16 protein-coding genes and 2 riboswitches are annotated in these 24,639 nt (G+C 67.1%); of the genes, 12 read left to right on the top strand and 4 right to left on the bottom strand.

Going from position 1 to position 24,639, the window contains the following annotated elements; all coding sequences use genetic code 11:
- Positions 1–258: 258 nt before the first annotated feature.
- Together AC6CIE_RS19775 and AC6CIE_RS19780 are read left to right on the top strand one after the other, a co-directional pair.
- Positions 259–2,322 carry a putative bifunctional diguanylate cyclase/phosphodiesterase gene (locus tag AC6CIE_RS19775; protein WP_175122505.1) on the top strand — a complete coding sequence of 688 codons (2,064 nt, stop codon included), beginning with the start codon at positions 259–261 and terminating at the stop codon, positions 2,320–2,322.
- Between the two features lie 73 nt (positions 2,323–2,395).
- Positions 2,396–2,881, top strand: coding sequence for a dihydrofolate reductase (locus AC6CIE_RS19780; RefSeq protein ID WP_175122504.1), 486 nt, complete (start codon positions 2,396–2,398; stop codon positions 2,879–2,881).
- A 98-nt stretch (positions 2,882–2,979) separates the two neighbouring features.
- Here AC6CIE_RS19780 and AC6CIE_RS19785 read toward each other — a convergent pair whose 3' ends face one another.
- Complete coding sequence (locus AC6CIE_RS19785) at positions 2,980–4,398, bottom strand: aminotransferase-like domain-containing protein (protein WP_498093504.1); 1,419 nt, start codon at positions 4,396–4,398, stop codon at positions 2,980–2,982.
- A gap of 158 nt (positions 4,399–4,556) precedes the next feature.
- Between AC6CIE_RS19785 and aptA the strand changes: the two genes are divergently transcribed.
- The 10 genes from aptA to AC6CIE_RS19835 all read left to right on the top strand — a co-directional run bounded on the left by aptA (position 4,557) and on the right by AC6CIE_RS19835 (position 19,602).
- A complete protein-coding gene (gene aptA / locus AC6CIE_RS19790; protein ID WP_056325267.1) occupies positions 4,557–5,882 on the top strand; it encodes an omega-aminotransferase AptA in 1,326 nt (441 codons plus the stop codon).
- 105 nt (positions 5,883–5,987) lie between these two features.
- Positions 5,988–7,481, top strand: a complete 1,494-nt coding sequence (locus AC6CIE_RS19795; RefSeq protein WP_367353168.1) for a CoA-acylating methylmalonate-semialdehyde dehydrogenase — start codon at positions 5,988–5,990, stop codon at positions 7,479–7,481.
- 210 nt (positions 7,482–7,691) lie between these two features.
- Entirely contained in the window at positions 7,692–9,203 is a 1,512-nt protein-coding gene (locus AC6CIE_RS19800; RefSeq protein ID WP_498093507.1) for a M81 family metallopeptidase, read from the top strand.
- Positions 9,204–9,282: 79 nt separating this feature from the next.
- The gene (locus tag AC6CIE_RS19805) at positions 9,283–10,848 is read left to right on the top strand and encodes an ABC transporter substrate-binding protein (protein WP_175122499.1); all 1,566 of its coding nucleotides are present in this window, start codon (positions 9,283–9,285) and stop codon (positions 10,846–10,848) included.
- Positions 10,849–10,914: 66 nt separating this feature from the next.
- Positions 10,915–11,856 carry an ABC transporter permease gene (locus AC6CIE_RS19810; protein ID WP_343738402.1) on the top strand — a complete coding sequence of 314 codons (942 nt, stop codon included), beginning with the start codon at positions 10,915–10,917 and terminating at the stop codon, positions 11,854–11,856.
- A gap of 10 nt (positions 11,857–11,866) precedes the next feature.
- Positions 11,867–12,772 (top strand): ABC transporter permease, encoded by a 906-nt coding sequence (locus AC6CIE_RS19815; protein WP_175137806.1) that lies wholly within the window; start codon positions 11,867–11,869, stop codon positions 12,770–12,772.
- Positions 12,773–12,777: 5 nt separating this feature from the next.
- Positions 12,778–14,475, top strand: coding sequence for an ABC transporter ATP-binding protein (locus AC6CIE_RS19820; RefSeq protein ID WP_175122496.1), 1,698 nt, complete (start codon positions 12,778–12,780; stop codon positions 14,473–14,475).
- A 27-nt stretch (positions 14,476–14,502) separates the two neighbouring features.
- Positions 14,503–15,912, top strand: a complete 1,410-nt coding sequence (locus tag AC6CIE_RS19825; protein ID WP_498093511.1) for an amidase — start codon at positions 14,503–14,505, stop codon at positions 15,910–15,912.
- Positions 15,913–15,941: 29 nt separating this feature from the next.
- Positions 15,942–17,417 (top strand): M81 family metallopeptidase, encoded by a 1,476-nt coding sequence (locus AC6CIE_RS19830; RefSeq protein WP_498093513.1) that lies wholly within the window; start codon positions 15,942–15,944, stop codon positions 17,415–17,417.
- A 229-nt stretch (positions 17,418–17,646) separates the two neighbouring features.
- Positions 17,647–19,602, top strand: a complete 1,956-nt coding sequence (locus AC6CIE_RS19835; protein ID WP_175122493.1) for a DUF945 family protein — start codon at positions 17,647–17,649, stop codon at positions 19,600–19,602.
- A gap of 136 nt (positions 19,603–19,738) precedes the next feature.
- On the opposite strand, the gene gcvP is transcribed toward AC6CIE_RS19835, so the two are convergent.
- The 3 genes from gcvP to gcvT form a co-directional block, all read right to left on the bottom strand.
- A complete protein-coding gene (gene gcvP, locus AC6CIE_RS19840; protein WP_498093515.1) occupies positions 19,739–22,612 on the bottom strand; it encodes an aminomethyl-transferring glycine dehydrogenase in 2,874 nt (957 codons plus the stop codon).
- Between the two features lie 93 nt (positions 22,613–22,705).
- On the bottom strand, positions 22,706–23,083 hold the full coding sequence (gcvH, locus tag AC6CIE_RS19845; RefSeq protein ID WP_056559057.1) for a glycine cleavage system protein GcvH: 378 nt from the start codon (positions 23,081–23,083) through the stop codon (positions 22,706–22,708).
- A gap of 98 nt (positions 23,084–23,181) precedes the next feature.
- Entirely contained in the window at positions 23,182–24,282 is a 1,101-nt protein-coding gene (gcvT, locus tag AC6CIE_RS19850) for a glycine cleavage system aminomethyltransferase GcvT (RefSeq protein ID WP_498093516.1), read from the bottom strand.
- Between the two features lie 86 nt (positions 24,283–24,368).
- Positions 24,369–24,491: riboswitch (glycine riboswitch) on the bottom strand.
- A 45-nt stretch (positions 24,492–24,536) separates the two neighbouring features.
- Positions 24,537–24,638, bottom strand: a riboswitch (glycine riboswitch).
- Position 24,639: the final 1 nt, after the last annotated feature.

Genomic DNA, 24,639 nt, shown 5'->3' on the forward strand with positions numbered 1-24,639 from the left:
GCCACGGACGCGCGTCCAGCATGCCGCGCGCCCCGTTGCTTTCGACCGGCCCTTCGGGCGCGCCATGCCGAGCGCCCGAACCGCGCCGACCGCTGGCGTTGCCGCGCCCAATTCCCCATCCCTATAAATAGAGTGTGAGAAAAGCCAGCGACGAGAGCAGGATTCTCCTTGCGACCGGACTGCAACTGTTGACTACCAATTGAATTGAAAATCGTGCCCCGCGCCGCGGCTGTATGCGCTTAGGACAGGACCCCACAAATGCTCGTTGGAACTTATAACCCTTCGCTCGTCCTCGTATCCTTAGGGGTCGCCATCCTGGCGTCGTATACGGCGTTGGGCATGGCCAACCGCGTGAAGGCGTCGAGCGGGCTGCCCGCCGCGAAGTTCTGGCTGGCGGGCGGCGCGTTCGCGATGGGCATCGGCATCTGGTCGATGCACTTCGTGGGCATGCTGGCATTCAGCCTGCCCATCCCCATGGGCTACGACCTGCCCCTGACCGTGCTGTCCCTGGCCATCGCCATCGGATGCTCGGCCTTCGCGCTGTGGATGGTCTGCAAGGACGAACTGCCGTGGGGCCGGCTGGCCGCGGGCGCGCTGCTGATGGGTTCCGGTATCGCGGCGATGCACTACATCGGCATGGCCGCCATGCGCATGTCGCCGGGCATCGACTACGACCCGACGTGGTTCGCGCTGTCCGTGGCGATCGCGATTGCCGCGTCCGGTGCAGCCCTGTGGATCACTTACCGGCTGCGTCAGGACGCGCCGCGCGTCGCGCTGTCGCGCCCCTTGGCCGCCGGGGTCATGGGCCTGGCGATCGTGGGCATGCACTACACGGGCATGGAAGCCGCGAGTTTTCCGGCGGGCAGCATCTGCATGGCGGCCGACGAAGGCATTTCTGCCGGCTGGCTGGCCATCGCCGTGACCGCGGTCACGCTGAGCGTGCTGGCGATCGCGCTGGTGGTGGCCGTGCTCGACAACCGGCTTGAGGCGCGCACGTCGGCGCTGGCCTCGTCGCTGGCCGAAGCCAACGAAGAGCTGGTGCAACTGGCGCTGCACGACACGCTGACCAAATTGCCCAACCGCATCCTGCTGGAAGACCGGATGGAGCAGGCCATCGAAAGCGCCAGCCGCCGCCGAGGCCATTTCGCGGTGCTGTTCTTTGACCTGGACGGTTTCAAGGCGGTCAACGACGCGTACGGACACCACACCGGCGACGCGCTGCTGATCGATCTGGCGCAGCGCATCCGCCTGGCCTTGCGCACGCAGGACACGGTCGCGCGCCTGGGCGGCGACGAGTTCATCGTGCTGAGCGAGGTGATCGAACCCACTGACGCCGCGAACGTCGCGGACCGGCTGATCGATGCCATCGCACGCCCCGTCACGGTCTACGGCCACGAAGTGCTGGTGACGTCCAGCGTGGGCATCGCGGTCTATCCGAACGACGGCCAGGACACCCACGCCCTGCTGACCAATGCGGACGCGGCGATGTACCACGCCAAGCGGCTGGGCGGCACGGGCTACAGCTTCTTCGAACCGTCCATGAACGCGGACGCGCACGAGCAGATCGAGCTGCTGCACGACCTGCGGCTGGCGCAGGAGCGCGGCCAGTTCGTCCTGCATTACCAGCCCAAGTACGAAGCGCCGGCCGGCCCCATCATGGGCGCCGAGGCGCTACTGCGCTGGAACCACCCGACGCGCGGCCTGGTCGGCCCGGACCAGTTCATTCCCACGGCGGAAAAGACGGGTCTGATCCTGTCGATCGGCGAATGGGTCATCAACGAAGCCTGCCGCCAGATGCGCGAATGGATCGACGTCGGCCAGGGCCACTGGACCATCGCCGTCAACATCTCGGCGCTGCAGTTTTCACATGCCAACCTGGTCGAGACGGTGCGCTCGGCATTGGCCAAGCATGGCGTCCCGCCCGCCTGCCTGACGATCGAAGTGACCGAATCGACCGCCATGCGCGACGCGGAAGCCAGCCTGACGGTGCTCAAGCGCCTGTCCGATCTGGGCGTCACGATCTCTATCGACGATTTCGGCACCGGCTATTCCAGCCTGCTTTATCTCAAGCGGCTGCCGGCGACCGAACTGAAGATCGACCGCGGCTTCGTGAACCAGCTGGACAACGACAACGAAGATGCGGCCATCGTCTCGGCCATCGTGGCGCTGGCGCAGCAGCTCAACCTGCGCATCGTGGCCGAAGGTGTCGAGACCGCGGCGCAGCAGAAATTCCTGACCGGACTGGGCTGCGACTCGCTGCAGGGCTTTCTGCTGGGCAAGCCCATGCCGGCCACCGAGTTCCTGGAACACGCGGCGACCTGACGGACGGGCGGCCCCCGCAATTTGCTACGCTTACGGGGTCGTTCCGGCTCAACCCTTACCGTTGCAAGCACGCATGCCCGCCAGCCTTACCCTGATCGTCGCCTATTCCACCAACCGCGCCATCGGCCGCGACAACGCCCTGCCCTGGAAGCTGCCGGGCGATCTGGCGCATTTCAAGCGCAGCACGCTGGGCCACCCCATCATCATGGGCCGCAAGACGTGGGACTCGCTGGGCCGTCCCCTGCCCGGCCGCAGCAACATCGTCATCAGCCGCAATCCCGATTTCAGCGCCGCCGGCGCCATCCTGGCGCCCACGCTGGAGGCCGCGGTGGCCGCCTGCGGCGACATCGACGAAGCCTTCGTGATCGGCGGCGCGCAGATCTATGCGCAGGCCCTGCCGCTGGCCCGGCGCGTGCTGGCCACCGAGGTCCATGCCGACGTCGACGGCGACGCGTTCTTTCCGCTGCTGCCGTCTTTCCAGTGGAAGGAAACAGCGCGCGAGAAGCAGCCTGCCGAAAACGGCTACGACTACGATTTCGTCACGTACGAACGCGCGTGAGGATTCAGGCGTGACGCATCGGCGTTGATGCATCGGCGTTGATGCGTCGGGCCGCACGCATCGGCACTGACGCATCGCCCCGAACGCATCGAGCCGAACTACGCCGCGCCCGCGTTGCGCATGAACCGCCACAGCGCGGGCGCCGCCGAGTACGCCACGTTGAAGCGCACCCACGCCGTGTCGGCGTCGTCCGCTTCGAAGTAAGAACCGGGCGCCAGCCAGATGCCATCCTTGAGCGCCAGCTCCGCCAGGCCATTGGCGCCCCGTTCGCGCCACTGCCCGGCCACCTTCGCCCACAGGAACAGGCCGCCCTGCGGCTTTCCATACACTTCGAATCCGTGCTGGCGCATCTGCTCGGCGACCTCGGTGTGCGCCTCGGCCAGCCGCTCGCGGGTGCGCGCGATGTGGGCGCGGTAGCGCCCCTCGCGGATGACCTGGTGCACGATGCGCTCCATGATCTCGGGCGTCGTCAAGCCCACCGCCATCTTGGTGCGCGCGATGTCGCGCACTAGATCGCGATGCGCCACCACGTAGCCCACCCGAACCGACGGGCTGATGACCTTGGAATAGCCGCCCAGGTAGACGACGCGGCGCGCGCCGTCCAGCGCGGCCAGCATCGGCGTCACGCCCGGCGCCAGTTCGCGCGAGATGTCGTCTTCCACCACCCACAACCCATGCCGCTCCGCCGCCTGCAGAATGCGGAAGGCATTCGCCATGGTGATGCTGGCGCCCGAGGGATTCTGCAGCGCCGTATTGATGAAAAGCGCCCGTGGCCGGTGCTGGGCGGCCACGCGCTCCAGCGCGTCGCAGTCCAGGCCGTCGACCGTGCGCGGCACCGCGATCACGCGCAGACCGGCCAGGCGCAGCATCTGCAGCAGATTCGCGTAGGCTGGCTGCTCGACGACCACCGTGTCGCCCGGCCGCAGCAGCGTGCGGATCACCGTGTCCAGCCCGTGGGTCACCCCCTGCGTCAGCAGCACCTGCGACGCCTCGACTTCCATGCCCTGCGCGCTCAGGCTGGCCGCGATGGTCTCGCGCAACGGCGCATAGCCGTACGGGTGGCCGTAGTTGGCGATTCGCATCGCGGGCACGCGCCCCATGTGGCGCAGCGCCAGGTGCAGCCCTTCTTCGTTCAGCCACTCGCCGGGCAGCCAGCCGCAACCGGATTTGATGGGGATGGAGTGGTCGGCAAAGATGTCCGACAGCAGCCAGCCCGCGTTCAGCCGCGGCGGTTCCCAGGACAGGGGTTCGACCCGGCGGGCGGGTGCGTCGGGCGACGCCACCCGGTAGCCCGCGCCGGGACGCGCCGCCAGCCACCCCTGCGACACCAGCCGGCTGTAGGCGCTGGCCACGGTGAAAGTGCTGACGCCGTACTGGCGCGCAAACTCGCGGACCGAGGGTAGGGACATACCCGGACGCAGGGTCTGCGCCTCGACGGCGCGCAGAATGGCCGCGACGAGCTGTTCGACGAGGGTGGGCGCGGCCCCGCGGCCGCGGACGGGTTGGAAGTCGATCACGGGCTAACTGTACAGTTGCAACGCTCTCGACTATACAGTTAGCGGCAAATGCGCGGATTGTATATTTTCATTCCCTGCGGGACGTTCCAGAATCGTCCGAATCCCGCTGCCCGCGCGCGTTTCGCGGCGGCTGCGGTTGTCCCCCTTCTGGAGTCACCATGAACGCCCCCGCCCAGTTGCCCGACCTGTCCCATCTCTGGATGCCCTTTACGGCCAACAAGCAGTTCAAGGCCCAACCGCGCATGCTGGCCAAGGCCAAGGGCATGTACTACACGTCCACGGACGGCCGCCAGATCCTGGACGGCACGGCGGGTCTGTGGTGCGTCAATGCCGGCCACGGCCGCGAAGAGATCGTCGAAGCCATCGCCCGCCAGGCCGGCGTCATGGACTACGCCCCGGGCTTCCAGCTGGGCCACCCGCTCGCCTTCGAGGCCGCCACCGCCGTCGCGGGCCTGATGCCGCAGGGACTGGACCGCGTGTTCTTCACGAACTCGGGCTCTGAATCAGTCGACACCACGCTGAAGATCGCCCTGGCCTACCACCGCGCGCGCGGCGAAGGCCAGCGCACGCGCCTCATCGGCCGCGAGCGCGGCTATCACGGCGTGGGCTTTGGCGGCATCTCGGTGGGCGGCATCTCGGCCAACCGCAAGACGTTCTCCGGCGCGCTGCTGCCCGCCGTGGACCACCTGCCCCACACCCACAATCTTGAGCAGAACGCCTATTCGAAGGGCCAGCCCGCGTGGGGCGCGCACCTGGCCGAAGAACTTGAGCGCATCATCGCCCTGCACGACGCCTCGACCATCGCCGCCGTGATCGTCGAGCCCATGGCCGGCTCCACGGGCGTGCTGATTCCGCCCAAGGGCTATCTGGAAAAGCTGCGCGAGATCACCGCCAAGCACGGCATCCTGCTGATCTTCGATGAGGTCATCACCGCGTACGGCCGTCTGGGCGCCGCCACGGCCTCCGAATTCTTCGGCGTGACGCCGGACATCATCGCCATGGCCAAGGGCGTGAGCAACGCCGCCGTTCCCGCCGGCGCCGTCGCGGTCAAGCGCGAAGTGCACGACGCCATCGTCAACGGCCCCGCGGGCGGCATCGAGTTCTTCCACGGCTACACGTACTCGGCGCACCCGCTGGCCGCCGCCGCCATCCTGGCGACGCTGGACATCTATCGCCGCGAGGACCTCTTCGGCCGCGCCCGCAAGCTGTCGGGCGCGTTCCAGGAAGCTGCGCACAGCCTGAAGGGCGCGCCCAACGTCATCGACGTGCGCAACCTGGGCCTGGTGTCCGGCATTGAACTGGCGCCGCGCGCGGGCGCCCCTGGCGCACGCGCCGCCGAAGTCTTCCAGCGCTGCTTCGACAGCGGCCTGATGGTGCGCTACACGGGCGACATCATCGCCGTCTCGCCGCCGCTCATCATCGACGAGGCGCAGATCGGCCAGATCTTCGAGCAGATCGGCAAGATCCTGAAAGAGGTAGCCTGATCCTCCCCCGCCGCACGCCCGCATGGCGCGCGGCGCAACAGACCCGCACATGGGCGGCCCAGGCCGCCCAGCCGCATTTTTGACGAATCACCGAGCCTTGCATCCATGAAGAAGATTCCCCATTTCATCAACGGCCAACCCTACGACGGCGGCAACAGCCGCTACGCCGACGGCTTCAACCCGGCCACCGGCGAGATCTCCTCGTCGATCCCGCTGGCGTCCAATGACGACGTGGCGCTGGCCGTGGCCGCCGCCAAGGCGGCGTTTCCGGCCTGGTCCGAGACCCCGGCGCTCAAGCGCGCCCGCATCCTCTTCAACTTCAAGGCGCTGCTGGACCAGCACCAGGATGAACTGGCCGAACTGATCACGCGCGAGCACGGCAAGGTGTTCTCGGACGCCAAGGGCGAAGTGATGCGCGGCATCGAGATCGTCGAGTTCGCCTGCGGCATTCCGCAACTGCTCAAGGGTCAGTACTCCGACCAGATCGGCGGCGGCATCGACAACTGGAGCATGCGTCAGGCGCTGGGCGTCGTGGCCGGCATCACGCCGTTCAATTTCCCGATGATGGTGCCGTGCTGGATGTTCCCGGTCGCCATCGCCTGCGGCAACACCTTCGTGCTCAAGCCGTCGGAACGCGATCCGTCCGCGTCCGTGCGCCTGGCCGAACTGCTCACCGAAGCCGGCCTGCCCCCCGGCGTCTTCAACGTGGTCCACGGCGACAAGCAGGCGGTGGACGCGCTGATCTCGCATCCCGACGTAGAGGCGCTGTCCTTCGTCGGCTCCACGCCGATTGCCGAATACATCTACGCCGAAGGCACCAAGCGCGGCAAGCGCGTGCAGGCGCTGGGCGGCGCGAAGAACCACCTGGTGGTCATGCCCGATGCGGACCTGGACCAGGTGACCGACGCGCTGATGGGCGCGGCCTACGGTTCGGCGGGCGAGCGCTGCATGGCGATTTCGGTGGCCGTGGCGGTGGGCGACGTGGCCGACAAGGTCGTCGAACGCCTCACGCCGCGCGTGAAGGCGCTGATCGTCAAGGACGGCATGCAGTCGGACGCCGAGATGGGTCCGCTGGTGACCGCGCAGCACCGCAAGAAGGTGATGGGCTACATCGAGGACGGCATCGCCAGCGGCGCCGACCTGGTGGTGGACGGCCGCGACCTGAAGGTGCCGGGCAACGAAAAGGGCTTCTTCCTGGGCGGCACGCTGTTCGACAACGTCAAGCCCGCCATGAACATCTACCGCGAAGAGATTTTCGGACCGGTGCTGTGCATCGTGCGCGTGCCGGACTTCGCCAGCGCGGTGGAACTGATCAACGCGCATGAGTTCGGCAACGGCGTGGCGTGCTTCACGTCCGACGGCGGCGTGGCGCGCGCGTTTGCGCGCCAGATCAAGGTCGGGATGGTGGGCATCAACGTGCCGATCCCGGTGCCCATGGCGTGGCATTCGTTCGGCGGCTGGAAGCGCTCGCTGTTCGGCGACCATCATGCGTACGGCGAGGAAGGCATCCGTTTCTACTCGCGCTACAAGAGCGTGATGCAACGCTGGCCCGACAGCATCGCCAAGGGCGCCGAATTCACCATGCCCGTGGCTAAGTGAGCCCCCCCCCGAGGCGCGCAGCGCCTCCCCCCCAGGGGGGCGTCGCAGCGGACCGGCGGAGCCCGGATCCGCGCGACCGCGCTTGGGGAGGGCGTGCACGGTTTGGGGCGCGTCGTTCTTGCCTCGGGGTTGAGGGGCGTGGCTTGAAGCACTGAACTGCGCGGCGCTTCGCCGCGCCTTCCGAATATCTGTACGACAAGGGGAAACCTGATGCGCATCGGGATCGGCGGCTTTCAGCATGAGACCAATACGTTCGCGCCGTCGCGCGCGGCGTGGGAGGATTTTGCGGACAAGGGTGGGGGGTGGCCGAAACTGGTCAGCGGGCCCGCGATGTTTGAGGCAGTGGCGGGAGCCAATATCCCCGTGGCGGGGTTTATCGAGGCCATGGGGCAGCATGCGTTGATTCCCACGACGTGGGCGGCGGCGAGTCCTTCGGGGCATGTGACCCGTGATGCGTTCGAGCGTATCAGCGCAATGATTCTGCAAGGGCTGTCGCAGGCGATGCCGCTGGATGGCGTGTATCTGGATCTGCACGGCGCCATGGTCACCGAGCATCTTGATGACGGTGAAGGCGAGCTGCTGAAGCGTGTGCGTGAACTGGTGGGCCCCAACGTGCCGATCGTGGCCAGTCTGGACCTGCACGCCAACGTGACGCGCGCGATGGTGCGCCATGCCGATGCGCTGGTCTGCTACCGCACCTATCCCCACATCGACATGGCCGAGACCGGGCAGCGCGCCGCCGGCCTGCTGGCGCAGCGGCTGGGCGGCATGCCGCGGCATTACGTGGCGCTGCGCAGCCTGCCCTTTTTGATTCCCCTGTGCTGGCAGTCCACCGACATCGAGCCGGCGCGCAGCCTGTATCAGTTGGTGGGCGATCTTGAAGCGCGGGGCGCGGCCAGCGTTTCCTTTGCGACCGGGTTCCCGGCCGCGGACTTTCCCGAATGCGCGCCCACGGTCTGGGCCTACGGCATGACGCAAGCCGAGGCCGATGCCGCCGCCGACGAGATGACGCGCGCGGTGATGAATGCCGAACAGGACTTCGGCGGCAAGCTCTACACGCCGGACGAAGCCGTGCAGGAAGCGTTGCGGCTGGCGCGCGATGCCTCCAAACCCGTCGTCATCGCCGACGCGCAGGACAACCCCGGCGCGGGCGGCAGTTCCGACACCACCGGCGTGCTGCGCGCGCTGATCCGCCACGATGCGCGCGATACGGCCATCGGTCTGATTGTGGACCCCGCCGCCGCGCTGGCCGCCCACCGCGCTGGTGCAGGCAACACGGTGCGCATTGCACTGGGTGGACATTCGGGTATTCCCCACGACGAACCGCTGGACACCGAGTTCATCGTCGAGAAAACTTCGGAAGGACGCTTCGATACGCATGGTGCGTTCTATCGCGGCTTTCACATGGATCTGGGTCCCAGCGCGTGCCTGCGCATCGGCGGCGTGCGCATCATCCTGGCCTCGAACAGGGTGCAGATGGCCGACCAGGAGATGTTCCGGTTTGCCGGCGTCGAGCCCACGCGCGCCGCCATCCTGGTGGTCAAGAGTTCGGCGCATTTTCGCGCCGATTTCACGCCCATCGCGCACACGATTCTGGTCTGCGCGGCGCCCGGCTCCATGCTGATGGATGCGGCAAAACAACCATGGACACGGTTGCGTCCCGGCATCAGAATGGCGCCTTGCGGGCCGGTGTTTGACGGCCGGTCCGCAGCGACAGCCTGACCCTCGCGCGCCGCTCGAACGCGGCGCGTCAACGACGTAGCGGCCCACGCGCCGCTCACTACGCTTCAAGGGGAAATACATGCTCAAGTTTGTCCGAGCGGCCGCGCTCGCCGGCGTCACTCTCGCCATGGCACATGGGGCCTATGCCGAGACCGTCATCAAGACGGTGATGCACTCACCGCTGCGCCTGACCGATCCGCACGCCACCACCGCCTACATCACGACGTGGCACGGCTACATGATCTACGACACCTTGCTGGCCACCGATGCCGACAACAAGGTACAGCCGCAGATGCTTGAGAAGTGGGAAGTCTCGCCCGACGGCAAGACCTACACCATGACGCTGCGCCCCGGCCAGAAATGGCATGACGGCCAGCCGGTGACCGCCGAGGACTGCGTGGCGTCGATCAAGCGCTGGGCCGCCGGCGACGGCATGGGACGCACGCTGCTCAAGTTCACCGACAAGATCGAAGTCATCGACGACAAGAGCTTTCGCATCGTCATGAAGGAACCCACGGACCTGGCGCTGCGCGCCCTGTCCAAGCCCACCGGCACCGCGCCGTTCATGATGCCCAAGCGCATCGCCGAACAGGCCATCGGCAAGCCCATCACCGACATGACGGGCTCGGGCCCGTTCAAGGTCGCGGAATTCAAGCCGGGCGTGAAGACCGTCTACGTCAAGAACGCCGATTACGTGCCGCGCAAGGAGCCCGTCAGCGGCCTGGCTGGCGGCAAGGTCGTGCACGTCGACAAGGTCGAATGGGACGTGATGCCCGATGCGCTGACCACCGCCAACGCGCTGCTCGGCGGCGAGATCGACTTTGTCGAGCAGTTCCCGTACGACCTGCTGCCGATGATCGAAGGCAACCCGGACCTGAAGGAAGAGTCGCTCAGCCCGGTCGGCTACTTCACGATGTACCGCTTCAACTTCAAGTACCCGCCCTTCAACAACAAGAAGATCCGCCAGGCCGCCATGTACGCGATCGGCCAGGAAGACGTGATGAAGGCGCTGGTCGGCAATCCCAAGTACTGGAAGACCTGCGCCTCGCTGTGGGGCTGCGGCACGCCGCTGGAAAGCGATATCGGCAAGGACATGGTCGTCCCGTCGAACATCGAAAAGGCCAAGGCGCTGCTCAAGGAAGCGGGTTACGACAACACGCCCATCCTGGTCATGCACGCCACCGACGTGGGCACGCTGTCCGCGCAACCGGTCGTGATGGCCGCGGCGCTGCGCAAGGCGGGCTTCAACGTCAACCTGGCGGCGATGGACTGGCAAAGCGTGGCCACGCGCCGCGCCTCCAAGGCCGCGCCGGCCGAAGGCGGCTGGAACGTCCACAACACCAACTGGTACGCCACCGACGTGATGGACCCGGTGCGCTCCGCCCCCGCGGCTGCAAACGGCGACAACGCGTGGTTCGGCTGGCCCGAGTTCCCCCAGATCGAAGAACTGCGCACCAAGATGGCGTTGACTTCGGATCCGGCCGAGCAGAAGAAGATCTCCGAGGAAGTGCAGCGCATCGGCATCGACGAAGGCCTGTACGTGCCGCTGGGCCAGATGTCCGTGCCCACCGTCTACTCGACCAAGCTGTCGGGCCTGGTGCACGCGCCGGTCTTCGCGTTCTGGAACGTCAAAAAGGCCCCTTGATGGGCTCGGGGCCTGCGCGCCGCAGCAAGCAGTCCGCGCAGGCCTAATTGGTACAGGGGGAAATACATGCTGGCATTTGTCTCACGCCGGCTCCTCGCGACCATCCCGGTTCTGGTGATGGTCGCGGTGGTGGTCTTTGCGATATTGCGTTTCAGCCCCGGGGATCCGGCCATCATCATGGCGGGCGACGGCGCCACGCCCGAACGTATCGTCCAGATACGGCAGACGATGGGCCTGGACCAGCCGGTGGTCAAACAGTTCTTCATCTGGGGCGGCAAGCTCCTGCAAGGCGACCTGGGCACCTCGCTCATGTCCGGCGTGCCGGTCACCAAGCTGATCGCGCAGCGCCTTGAGCCGTCGATGAGCCTGGCGGTGCTGACGCTGGTCTTCACGCTGCTCGTCGCCATTCCGCTGGGCGTACTGGCCGCCTGGCGGCAAGGCAAGCTGCTGGACCGCGCCGTCATGGGTTTCTCGGTGCTGGGGTTCTCGGTGCCGGTGTTCGTCACCGGCTACCTGCTGATCTGGGCCTTCGCCATCAAGCTAGGGTGGTTCAACGTGCAAGGCTACGTGCCGTTTGAGAAGGGATTCTGGCCGTTCCTGCACCGGCTCATCCTGCCCTCGCTCGCGCTGTCCACCGTGTATGTGGCGTTGATCGCGCGCATCACGCGCACCAGCGTCATCGAGGTCATGGGCGAGGACTTCATTCGCACCGCGCGCTCCAAGGGCCTGGGCGAAACCGGCGTGCTGCTCGGCCATGCGCTGCGCAATGCCGCCGTGCCCATCGCCACCGTTGTGGGCGTGGGCATCGCGCTCTTGATCAGCGGCGTCGTCGTCACCGAATCGGTCTTCAACATCCCGGGCCTCGGCCGGCTGGTGGTGGAAGCCGTGCTGGCGCGCGACTACCCGGTCATCCAGGGCCTGACGCTTTTCTTCGCGTTCGTCTACGTGTTCATCAATCTGGTTGTCGATTGCGCCTACACGGTGTTCGACCCGCGTATCCGGTACTGACGCCATGAGCATGCAAACGCCAACCGACGCCGCCGCACAGGCGGCGGCCGACCTCCCCGGAGGCGGCACGCCCCACATCACCGCCTGGCGGCAGATCCGCCAGGGACTCAAGAGCTGGCCCGTCATGCTGGCGCTGGTGGTGCTGGCGGCGATTGTCTTCATCGCCATTTTTGCGCCGCTGCTGGGCACGGTCGATCCCACCCAACTCAACCCGGGCGGGCGCCTGAAGCAGCCCTTCACCGACTATTTCCTGGGCACCGACGCGTTCGGGCGCGACGTCTGGTCGCGCGTGGCCTACGGCGCGCGCATCTCGTTGATCGCGGGCCTGGGCGCTGCCTTGGTCAGCGTGGCCCTCGGGCTGGTCATCGGCGTCATCGCCGGCTGGTTCCGGTCGCTGGACGGCCCCATCATGCGCACGATGGACGCCATCATGGCGATCCCCGGCATTCTGCTGGCGATCGCGCTGGTGTCGGTCACCGGCGCCAGCATCACGACCGTGCTCGTGGCCATCACCATTCCGGAAATCCCGCGGGTGGTGCGGCTGGTGCGCGGCCAGATCCTGAGCGTGCGCGGAGAGCCCTACGTGGAGGCCGCCCTGGCGCTGGGCACCCCGCTGCCGCTGCTGCTGTGGCGGCACATGGTGCCCAGCACCATCGCGCCGCTGACGGTGCAAGGCACGTACGTCTTCGCGTCCGCCATGCTGACCGAAGCCATCCTGAGCTTCCTGGGCGCGGGCATCCCGCCCGAAATCGCGTCCTGGGGCAACATCATGTCCGAAGGCCGCATGTACTTCCGCATGCTGCCCGGCCTGATCCTGTTCCCCGGACTGTTCCTGTCGCTGACCGTGCTCAGCGTGAACATCCTGGGCGACGCCTTGCGCGACGCGCTGGACCCGAAAATGGTGCGCAGGATCTGATGCCGATGAACTATTCCCCCAATCCCCCCGCGGGCGACACTTCGTCCGCCATCCTGGCCATCCGCAACCTGTCGGTCGAAGTCGCCGGCGCGGGCAACCGCGTCGTGCGCAACCTCAGTCTGGACGTGCACGCCGGCGAAACAGTGTGCGTGGTCGGCGAATCCGGTTCGGGCAAGTCCGTCACGTCGCTGGCCGTCATGGGCCTGCTGCCGCAGGGCATCCTGAACATCAGCGCGGGTTCGATCCGCGTCGAGGGCGAAGACGTCGCCACGGCCACGCAGCGCCGCCTGCGCGAGCTGCGCGCCACGCGCATGGCCATGGTCTTTCAAGAGCCCATGACCGCGCTGAATCCCGTGCACACGGTGGGCAAGCAGGTCGACGAGGTGCTGCGCCTGCACCGCAAGAACATGTCGGCGGCCGAGCGCCGCGCCAAGGTGCTGGACATGTTCCAGTCGGTGCACCTGCCCGACATCGAACGCATCTACGACGCCTATCCGCACCAGCTCTCGGGCGGCCAGCGTCAGCGCATCGTCATCGCGATGGCGCTGATCCTGGAACCCAAGCTGCTGATCGCCGACGAGCCCACCACGGCGCTGGACGTCACCACGCAGAAGCAGATCCTGGCGCTGATCAAGGAACTGCAGGTCAAGCACCAGACGGCCGTGCTGTTCATCACGCACGACTTCGGCGTGGTGGCCGAGATCGCGGACCGCATCGTCGTCATGAACCGCGGCGACCTGATCGAAAGCGGCACGCGCCACGAGATCCTGGCCGAACCCAAGCAGTCCTACACGCGCCGGCTGGTCTCGTCGGTGCCCAGCCTGGTGCCGTCGCGCCGTGAACCGCCCACCGGCACGCCGGTGCTGCACGTCAAGGGGCTGGGCCGCACCTATGGCGGCAAGGGCTCGCTGTTTTCGCGCAAGGCGGCGCAGCACGTCATCGCCGCCACGGACGTCAACCTGACGCTGCGCAAGGGCGAGATCCTGGGCATCGTCGGCGAATCCGGGTCGGGCAAATCGACAGTGGCGCGCTGCATCGTGCGGCTCATCGAGCCCACGGCCGGCCACATGATGATGGGCGGCGAAGACCTGAGCACGCTGTCCGGCTCGGCGCTGCGTCCCGTGCGCCGCCGCATTCAGATCGTTTTCCAGGATCCGTACCGGTCGCTGAATCCGCGCCGCACGGTGGGCGAATCCATCATCGAGGGGCTGCTGAACTTTGGCGTGGCCCGCGAACAGGCGCTCAAGCGCGCCAGCGAAACCCTCAGCGTCGTGGGTCTGAGCCCCGACGCCATGCGGCGTTATCCGCACCAGTTCTCCGGCGGCCAGCGCCAGCGCATCTGCATCGCGCGCGCGCTGGTCATGGACCCGGAGATCCTGGTGGCCGACGAAGCCGTCTCGGCGCTGGACGTGTCCGTGCAGGCGCAGGTGCTGGAGCTGCTGGAACAGGTGCGCGAACGTACGGGCGTGGGCGTGCTGTTCATCACCCACGACCTGCGCGTGGCCGCGCAGATCTGCGACACCATCATGGTGATGCAGCGCGGCCAGGTGGTCGAAACCGGCTCTGCCGAAACGGTGCTGACCGAACCGCGCCACCAATACACGCGGGCCCTGATCGACGCCGCCCCCGGCCGGGATTGGGACTTCCGCAACTTCCGGCCCATTGCGCCCGGCTTGTTGCCGTCCGCCTCCCCGGCCGTCTGACGCCTTTTCCGACCCACTGGAACCGAGATGCCGCAACTGCATGAAATGTCCGCCCAGGAACTCCTTGAGGCGTATCGCAGCAAGACCCTGTCGCCCGTCGAGGCGACGCGGTCGGTGCTGGACCATATCGAGCGCTGGGAGCCCCGGCTGAAAGCCACCTACGCGCTGGATCCGGAAGGCGCGCTGGCGATGGCCCGCGCGTCCGAGGCCCGCTGGATGAAAGGCGAACCGCAGGCCTGCGGCGGGTACTCGCTGGATGGCGTGCCCGCCACCATCAAGGAAAACATCGCCACGCGCGGCGTGCCCGTGCCGCTGGGCACCGCGGCCACCGACCTGACGCCCGCGGCCGCCGACGCCCCGCCCGCCGCGCGCATGCGCGAGTCCGGCGCCGTGCTGCTGGGCAAGACCACCATGCCCGACTACGGCATGCTGTCGTCCGGGTTGTCGAGCTTTCATGAACTGACGCGCAATCCCTGGGATCTGACCAAAAACCCCGGCGGCTCCAGCGCGGGCGCCGGCGCCGCCGCAGCAGCCGGTTATGGCCCGCTGCACATCGGCACCGACATCGGCGGCTCGGTCCGCCTGCCGGCCGCCTGGTGCGGCATCGCCACGCTCAAGCCCAGCCTGGGCCGCATCCCCATCGATCCGCCCTTCATGGGCCGCTGCGCCGGTCCCATGACGCGCACCATCACCGATACGGCGCTCATGATGGGCGTGCTGTCCCAGCCCGACGCGCGCGATCACATGAGCCTGCCCTTCCAGGAGATCGACTGGCTGAATCTGGAACACGACGTGCGCGGCCTGCGCATCGGCCTGTTGCTGGACGCCGGCTGCGGGCTGCCGCTGGATCCCGAGACGCGCGATGCCGTCGAAGCCGCGGCGCGTGCCTTCGAGGCCGCGGGCGCCATCGTCACGCCGATGCAGCCGTGGATGACGCCCGGCATGCTGGAAGGCGTGGACAAGTTCTGGCGCACCCGCTCGGCCATCGACCTGGGCGCGCTGTCCGAGGAGCGCCGCGCCAAGATCCTGCCCTTCATCCGCGCGTGGGCCGAAAGCGGCGGCGGGCATAGCGGCGAAGACGTCTTCCGCAGCTACTACGAAACGCTGAACGTGCGGGCGCGCACCGTCGCAGCCTGCGCGCCGTACGACTACGTGCTGTCGCCGGTGGCGCCCGTCGTGGCCTACAACGCCGAATGGCCCTCGCCCACGAACGAGGTCGCCACGACGATGCACCACATCGGGTTCACGCTGCCCTTCAACATGAGCGAGCAGCCCGCGGCCTCGGTCAATTGCGGCTACACCAAGGCTGGCCTGCCCATCGGCCTGCAGATCGCGGGCGCGCGCTTTGACGATCTGGGCGTGCTGCGCGTGGCGCGCGCCTGGGAACGGATGCGTCCCGCCCAGCGCCCCTGGCCCCAGCCTCCCTCAGCACACTGACCCTCCCCGGCAACCCACAGGAACTTCCCATGCGTTGGCTTTTGGCAATGATCAAGCACGAGACGAACACGTTTTCGCCCGTGCCCACCCCGCTTGAACGTTTCTTTCGCGGCAGTCCCGAGATCCTGGCTGGCGATCGCGCCATCAAGGCCTACGAGAACACCGACAGCGGCCTGGGCGGCTACATCGAGGTCGCCCGCCGGGAGGGCGCCGAGATCGTGCTGCCGGTCGCGGCCGAGTCCTGGCCCAGCGGCCCCACCAGCGCGCAGACGCATGAACGCCTGTGCACGCTGATCCTGGACGAGGTCAAGCGCGGCGGGTTTGACGCCATTCTGCTGGATCTGCACGGCGCGATGGTCGCCGAAGGCGTGGAAGACGCCGAGGGCGACCTGCTGCGCCGCCTGCGCGAGATCGATCCCAAGACGCCCGTTGCCGTGACGCTGGACATGCACGCCAACATCTACGACGACATCGTGCGCAACGCCACGGTCATCAGCGGCTTTCACACCTATCCGCACGTGGATATCCGCGATGCGGGCGTGCGCGCCGCGAACGTCATCGTCCGCACGCTCAAGGGCGAGATCAAGCCGGTGATGACCTGGGCCAACAAGCCCATGCTGCCGCACATCATGTGCCAGGGCACGCACGCCGCGCCCAACAAGCCGCTGCAGGAACGGTGCAAGGAACTTGAAGCCAGCGGCGTGCTGGCGGCGTCCGTCTTCGTGGGCTTTCCCCATGCAGACATTCGCGAAGCGGGCCTGAGCGCCGTCGTCTGTACGGACGGCAACCTGGCCGCCGCCGAACAGCATCGCGACGAATTGCTGGACCGCGCGTGGCAGGGCCGCGCCGACTGGGTGTTCCATTCGGAACCGCTGGCGCCGACCATCACGCGCGCCAAGGGCATCGAACAAGGCCCGGTCGTGCTGTTGGACCACTACGACAACACCGGCTCGGGCGGCACGATGGATACGACGGCCGTGCTGGCCGAAGTGCTGCGCCAGGAACTGGACAACGTGGTCTTCTACGCCATCTGCGACCCGCAGGCCGCCACGGAAGCCGCCGCCGCGGGCGTGGGCAACACCATCACGATCAAGCTGGGCGGCAAGCTGCCCATGCCGGCCATCAAGCAGCCCAGCGAACCGCTTGAAGTCACCGGCCGCGTCAAGCTGGTGTTCGACGGCGTCTACCTGAACCGTGGCCCGATGTACCGCGGCGTGCGCAACGACACCGGCCTGACGGTGGTCATCGACACCGGCCGCGTGGAAATCGTGGTCGTCTCGCGCCACCAGGAACCCTTCGACATCAACTGCCTGCTGTCGGCCGGCATCGACCCGCTGCAAAAGCGGTATGTCGTGTTGAAAAGCCGCATCCACTGGCGCGCGGGCTTCTCGGACATGGCGACCGAGATCATCGAATGCACCGGCGTGGGCGTCACGACGTCCGACTACAGCCAGGTCGAGTTCAAGCACGTGCGCCGTCCGATCTATCCGCTTGATCCGCTCTGAGACCAGGCGTTTTGTCGACAAAAGCCGGCGCCTCGGGCGCCGGCTTTCATTTTGAAATCTTCGGTAACTGCGCGCGCGTTCAGCGGGACACGCGTCTCGGTATACTCCGCCGCGGGCCTGACAGGCCGATGAACACGCGTATCCAGGACGCTCGCGCTTCGCGCGGACGAGCGTGGCGCCGTAGGCCGCTGCCGGATATGACTCGACAATCAACGATATAAGCAGAACGATGAAAAAGAGCGTAGCGATCACCCTGGGCGTGGTCATAGTGGGAGCGGGAAGCTGGGTCGGGGCCACGTGGTACACCGGCAAGCGCATCGAAGAAGACGCGCAGCGTCATCTGGCACAGGCCAACGAAAAGCTCGCCAAGATCACGCCGCTGTTTGGCCTGCGCATCGATCAGCTCAAGTACGAGCGCGGCCTGTTCTCGACGCAGGCGCGTTATGGCGTGTCGCTCGTCAAGAACGACAAGGGCCTGGACGACCTGCCCGCCGGCATGATCGAGTTCGACGCGAACATCGAGCACGGCCCCTTCCCCAAGAGCGCCCTGTCGCGCGGCGCCATTGCGCCCAAGCTCGCTTTCATCCACACCGAGATCGCCAAGACGGACAACATCAAGCCCGTCTTCGAACTGACCAAGGACATCTCCCCGCTGATGGGCGACGCCATCGTCAGCTACAGCGGCAACGCCACGTCCACCGCCGCGATCGCGCCGATCGTCGTCACGCATGACGGCAACGCGCTCGACTTCAGCGGCATGCGGATGGAAGGCACCTTCGACCGCGCCACGCAGGCCGTCACCGCGCACGGCGTGATGGACAAGCTGTCGGTGGACGGCAGCAAGAGCCACGACCCCGTCAAGATGACCATCGCCGGCCTGACCATGGACGTCGACAGCCGCATGGGCAAGTTCGGCATCTCGATGGGCAATTCGGACCTGAAGATCAAGCGCGTGGACGTGCTGCGTCCCACCGACGACATGAAGGTCGGGCTGGACAACTTCAGCTACGGCGTGAAGCTGTCCGAAGACGACAAGTCCATCAACGTGCAGGCCGCCTACCAGACGGGCGACCTTACCGTGAACGACGTGGTGCTGGGCAATGGCCAGGCCGTGATCAAGCTGGCCCGGCTGGACGGCCAGGCCGTCAAGCAACTCTCGGACACCTACAACCAGCTCATGCGCCAATACATGCTGGGCGCCAGCGACGAAGGCCTGAAGGACGAGCAGTTCGACGTTCTGCTGGACAACGCCGGCAAGCTGCTGGCGGGCAATCCGTCGTTCAGCATCGATCCGCTGAGCTGGAAGACGGCCAAGGGCGAAAGCAAGCTGACCTTCACGCTGGACCTGGCCAATCCGGCCAACGCCAAGGACCTGACCCCGCAGGAAATCGCAGTGCAGGCGATCAAGAAGATCGACGCCTCGCTGGTGATCTCCAAGCCCATGGTGAAGGACCTGATGGTGCAGTACGCCGTCAAGACCGAAGGCGTGCCCGCCGAGAAGGCCGCGGCCGACGCTGACGAGAACATCCGCCAGATGGCCGGCATGGCCGAAATGATGAACGTGGGCAAGAACGACGGCGACAACATCGTCGGCAAGTTCACCTTTGCCGACGGCATGGGCGACCTGAACGGCCAGAAGATTCCTGCCGAGGAACTGTTCAGCGGCCTCTTGGGCGCGACCGGCATGAATGACCTGGACGACGACGACGAGCTGTCCGGCATCGGCATGGACCCGGACGCCGAACCCGTCGCTCCGGCACCGGTTGCCGGCGTCATGCAGGACTTCAACCTGGAAGACGTTGCCAACATGCTGGACGACATGGGCTACACCGTGACCCGCAGCGACGGCACCGACGGCCCCGTGCTGGTCCTGAACCCGGGCACCACCGGCGCCACCGACCTGCGCCTGGAGTTCCTGTGCAACGACTTCACGGAAAAGTGCCTGGATCTGGTCGCGACCGCCACGTACGCCACCAAGAAGCCGATGACGCTCAAGGCCATCAACGCCTGGAACCAGGAATACCGCTGGAGCCGCGCCTACCTCGATGAAAAGAACCAGGCCGTGCTGCAGATGGACATGAACGCCGAAGGCGGTCTGGGCAAGGACAACCTGCAGATCCTGCTCAACACGTTCATCAGCATCGCCGAAGACTTCGGCGCCGCGGCGAAGGCGCCCGCCAAATAAGCTGAACGACCGGCCTTGATCCAAGGCCTGGCCCCAAGCAAAAGCCCCCGCCTGTAAAGGACGGGGGCTTTTTTTACGCGCTGATCGCGATGATCGGGCGATGCGTCCGGCACGGGCCGGACGCGGGCGTGGCGCGTTACGCGTACGCTTCGATCGGCAGGCAGGCGCAGACCAGGTTGCGATCGCCGTAGGCGTTGTCCACGCGGGCGACCGGCGGCCAGTATTTGCCGTCGCGCAGCGTCGCCACCGGGTAGGCGGCCTGCTGGCGCGGGTAGTCGTGCAACCATTCCTCGGCCAGCAGCATCTGCGCGGTGTGCGGCGCGTTCTTCAGGACGTTGTCGTCGCGGTCGCGTTCGCCGCGTTCGACCTGGGCGATTTCTTCGCGGATGGCGATCATCGCGTCGATGAAGCGGTCCAGCTCGGCCACGCCTTCGGATTCCGTCGGCTCGACCATCAGCGTGCCCGCGACCGGGAAGCTCATGGTGGGCGCATGGAAGCCGTAGTCCATCAGGCGCTTGGCGATGTCTTCGGCGCTGATGCCGCTGGTTTCCTTGAGCGGGCGCACGTCCAGGATGCACTCGTGCGCCACGCGGCCGTTGCGGCCCGCGTACAGGACCTCGTAGTGGCCGCGCAGGCGGGTCGCGATGTAGTTGGCGTTCAGGATGGCGACTTCGGTGGCGCGGCGCAGGCCGTCGGCGCCCATCAGCGCGATGTACACGAACGGGATCGGCAGGATGCCCGCCGAGCCGAACGGCGCGGCCGAGACCGGGCCGACCTTGGCGTCGCCGGGCAGCTTGCCCTGTTCGTTCACCACGCCCGGCAGGTAGGGCGCCAGGTGCGAGCGCACCGCCACGGGACCCACGCCGGGTCCGCCGCCGCCGTGCGGGATGCAGAACGTCTTGTGCAGGTTCAGGTGCGACACGTCCGAGCCGAACTTGCCGGGCTTGGCCACGCCGACCATGGCGTTCATGTTGGCGCCGTCCAGGTACACCTGTCCGCCGGCCTGGTGGACCAGATCGCAGATTTCGGTGACGGCTTCTTCGAACACGCCGTGCGTCGACGGGTACGTGATCATCAGCGCGGCCAGCTTGTCGCCGACCTGTTCGATCTTGGCGCGCAGGTCCGCGAGGTCCACGTTGCCGTTGGCGTCCGACGCCACGACCACTACGTCCATGCCGGCAAGCTGCGCCGAGGCGGGGTTGGTGCCGTGCGCCGACGACGGGATCAGGCAGATGTTGCGCTGGTGCTGGCCGTTAGCCTGGTGATAGCCGCGAATGGCGAGCAGACCCGCATATTCGCCCTGCGCGCCCGAGTTGGGCTGCAGGCTGATGTTGTCGTAGCCGGTGATTTCGCACAGCGCGGCGGACAGACGATCGATCAGTTCGACGTAGCCCTGGCTTTGCGAGGCCGGCGCGAACGGGTGGATCAGCGCGAATTCGGGCCAGGTGATGGGGATCATCTCGGCCGTGGCGTTCAGCTTCATGGTGCACGAACCCAGCGGGATCATCGTGCGGTCCAGCGCCAGATCCTTGTCGGCCAGCTTGCGCAGGTAGCGCAGCATGTCGGTTTCGGACTGGATGCTGGAGAAGATGGGGTGCTTCAGGATCGCGCTTTCGCGAGCAACCGAGGCGGGAATGCCGCCGGGGGCCGCGGCGTCCAGCGCGTCGATGTCCAGTTCGACGTCATCGCGCTCAAGACCGGCGGCGAAGACGTTGACCAGTGCTTCCAGGTCGGCCACGGTGACGGTCTCGTCCAGCGAGATGGCCAGACGGGCGCCGTCGACGCGGCGCAGGTTGATGTGCGCGCAGTCGGCGGCCGTCAGGATGGCGGGCGTCGCGGCGCCGGTTTCCAGCAGCAGCGTGTCGAAGAACGTGTCGTTGGCGACCTTGACGTCCAGCTTGATCAGCTCGGCGCGCAGGATGGCGGTGGCGCGCTGCACGCGCTCGGCGATGCGGCGGATGCCGGCCGGGCCGTGCCACACCGCGTACATGCCGGCCATCACGGCCAGCAGCACCTGCGCCGTGCAGATGTTGGAAGTGGCCTTCTCGCGGCGGATGTGCTGTTCACGCGTCTGCAGCGCCAGGCGCAGCGCGGGATTGCCTTGCGCGTCCTTGGACACGCCGACCAGGCGGCCCGCCATGTTGCGCTTGAATGCGTCCTTGCAGGCCATGAAGCCGGCGTGCGGGCCGCCAAAGCCGAACGGCACGCCAAAGCGCTGGGCCGAACCGACGGCGATGTCGGCGCCCCACTCGCCCGGCGCGGCCAGCACGGCCAGCGCCAGCAGGTCGGTCGCGCACGCAACCACGGCGCCTTGCGCGTGGGCGGCTTCGGCCAGCTTGCGGTAGTCGGACACCGAACCCGTGCTGTGCGGGTACTGCAGCAGCACGCCAAAGCACTCGGGCAGGCCTTCGGCTTCGTCGCCGATGCGGATCTCGATGTCCAGGCCTTCGGCGCGCGTGCGCACGACTTCGATGGTCTGCGGATGCACGTGGCGCGAGATGAAGAACACCGGGCTCTTGGACTTGGCGCTGCGGCGCGCAAGCGTCATCGCTTCAGCGGCGGCGGTGCTTTCGTCCAGCAGCGAGGCGTTGGAGATGTCCAGGCCGGTCAGGTCGGCGACCATCGTCTGGTAGTTCAGCAGGGCTTCCAGGCGGCCCTGCGAAATCTCGGGCTGGTAAGGCGTATAGGCCGTGTACCAGGCGGGATTTTCAAGAATGTTGCGCAACACCACGTTGGGCGTCTGCGTGCCGTAGTACCCCTGGCCGATGTAGCTGCGGTAGACCTTGTTGCGGCCCGCGACCTGCTTCAGTTCGGCCAGCACGTCGGCTTCGCTGCGCGACGCGGGCAGCGCCAGCGGCTCCTTGCTGCGGATCTTGGGGGGCACGACTTCTTCGATCAGGGCGTCCAGGCTGTCGCTGCCGATCACGGCAAGCATGGCGGCCTGGTCGGCGTCGGAGGGGCCGATGTGGCGGGGGATGAAGTCGGTATGGGTGTCTAGGGCGCGCGACATGGGGGGATCTCGGGGGTAGCGGGTGTCGTCCTGCGAACGGACGGTATTGCGTCTGGCGAGGGAGGCGGCGCCGCCGCTCCCCCGCGTGCGGCATCAGCCGTTGGCGACGGCTTCGTAGCCGGCGGCGTCCAGCAGCTTGTCGGCGTCGGCGGCGTTGTCCGGCTTGATCTTGAAGATCCAGGCGGTGAAGGCCGATTCGTTGATCAGGTTGGGGTTGCTTTCCAGCTCTTCGTTGAAGGCAACGATTTCGCCGGACACGGGCGCGTAGATGTCCGAGGCGGCCTTGACCGACTCGACCACGCCGGCGGTTTCGCCCGCGCTCAGCTTGGCGCCGACGTTCACGTCGCCAACGAAGACCAGATCGCCCAGTTGCTCCTGGGCGGTGTCGGTGATGCCGACGACGAACACGTCGCCCTCGGCTTTGACCCATTCATGGGACTCGGTGTACTTGCGATCGGTGGGCAGACTCATGGGAACTCCTGAGGGAATGCGGGTAGATGAATGGTGTTGCGCGCCTCGCGCGGGCGGCCGTTGCCCAGACCGGGCCGGTGCACGCGCGAGGTTCGAGTTTACGAGTGTTCGACGGCTTTGCCGTTACGCACGAAAGGCAGCTTGCACGCCACGGCGGGCACCCACTTGCCGCGGATGTCGACCTCGACCTTGTCGCCCGCGACCACGCCTTGCGGCAGGCGGGCAAAGCCGATCGACACGCCCAGCGTGGGCGACATGGTGCCGCTGGTCAGCTCGCCCACGCCCTGCGCGGTGCGCACGGCCATGTGCGCGCGCATGACGCCGCGTTCCTGCAGCTTCAGGCCGATGAAGGTGGCGGGCTTGGCGAATTGTTCGATCGCGTCGCGGCCGATGAAGCGGCGCTCGGCGTTCTTGCCGGACACGGTCCAGGTCAGGCCGGCTTCGCCGGGGTGGGTCAGTTCGTCCATATCCTGGCCGTACAGGTTCATGCCGGCTTCCAGGCGCAGCGTGTCGCGCGCGCCCAGGCCTGCCGGACGCACGCCCTGGGCGATCAGGTCGCGCCACAGTTGCACGACTTCAGCAGCGGGCAGGACGATTTCGAAACCGTCTTCGCCGGTGTAGCCCGTGCGGGCGACCAGCGTGTCGTCGCCCACGCGGGCGGCGACGAAGGGAGTCAGCGGTTCGCTGGCGGCTTGCCAGGCCGGGCGGGCGGCCCAGACCTTGGCGCGGGCGTTGGGGCCCTGCACAGCCACCATGGCCAGATCGCGGCGCGGGGCGATGGTCACGTCGAACGCGCCGGCCTGCTTGACGCGCTGCATCCAGGCCACGTCCTTGTCGGCCGTGCCGGCGTTGACCACCACGCGCCATTCGTCGGCAGCGAAGAAATAGATGATGAGGTCGTCGATGACGCCGCCCTGCGGGTTCAGCATGCAGCTGTAGAGCGCCTTGCCCGGGACCGTCAGCTTGGCGACGTCGTTGGCGACAAGGCGCTGCAGGAAGGCGAAGGCATCCGGGCCCGTCACGTCGACGTTGAGCATGTGCGAGACGTCGAACATGCCGGCGTCCTGGCGCACGGCATGGTGCTCTTCGATCTGCGAACCGTAGGCCAGCGGCATGTCCCAGCCGCCGAAATCGACCATGCGGGCGCCGGCGGCGATGTGTTCTTCGGCGAGCGGGGTGCGTTTGAGGGATGCGGACATGCGGGGGAACTCCGGGACGGCAGCGATGCCAGGGTTACGGAATGCCGCTGGTTGCGGGCGGACGGCGCCCGCGCAACGGCTGAATCTTCCGCCCCTCTGTCCTTTTGCCTGAGAGTTGCCCCGCGTGGCGGGTTTGCACCTTCGGCGCCTGGGCTGCTCGCAGTGTCCCTGTTCAGGGCGCGGCGCCAGGTCTCTCCAGAGTGCTGTTTTGCCACGTCTGCGTAGCCGGCAATGGCGGCAAATGCGGGACGGGGCAAGCCTGCGCGGTATCGGTTACCTGAGCGATTCTGGGCGAATTGCGCCTTCGGCGGCGGCCGGGCTTGACGCCTTCGGCCGCTCTCTCCCGCAGCATGCGTG

The sequence above is a fragment of the Achromobacter sp. GQ309 genome (assembly GCF_059759315.1).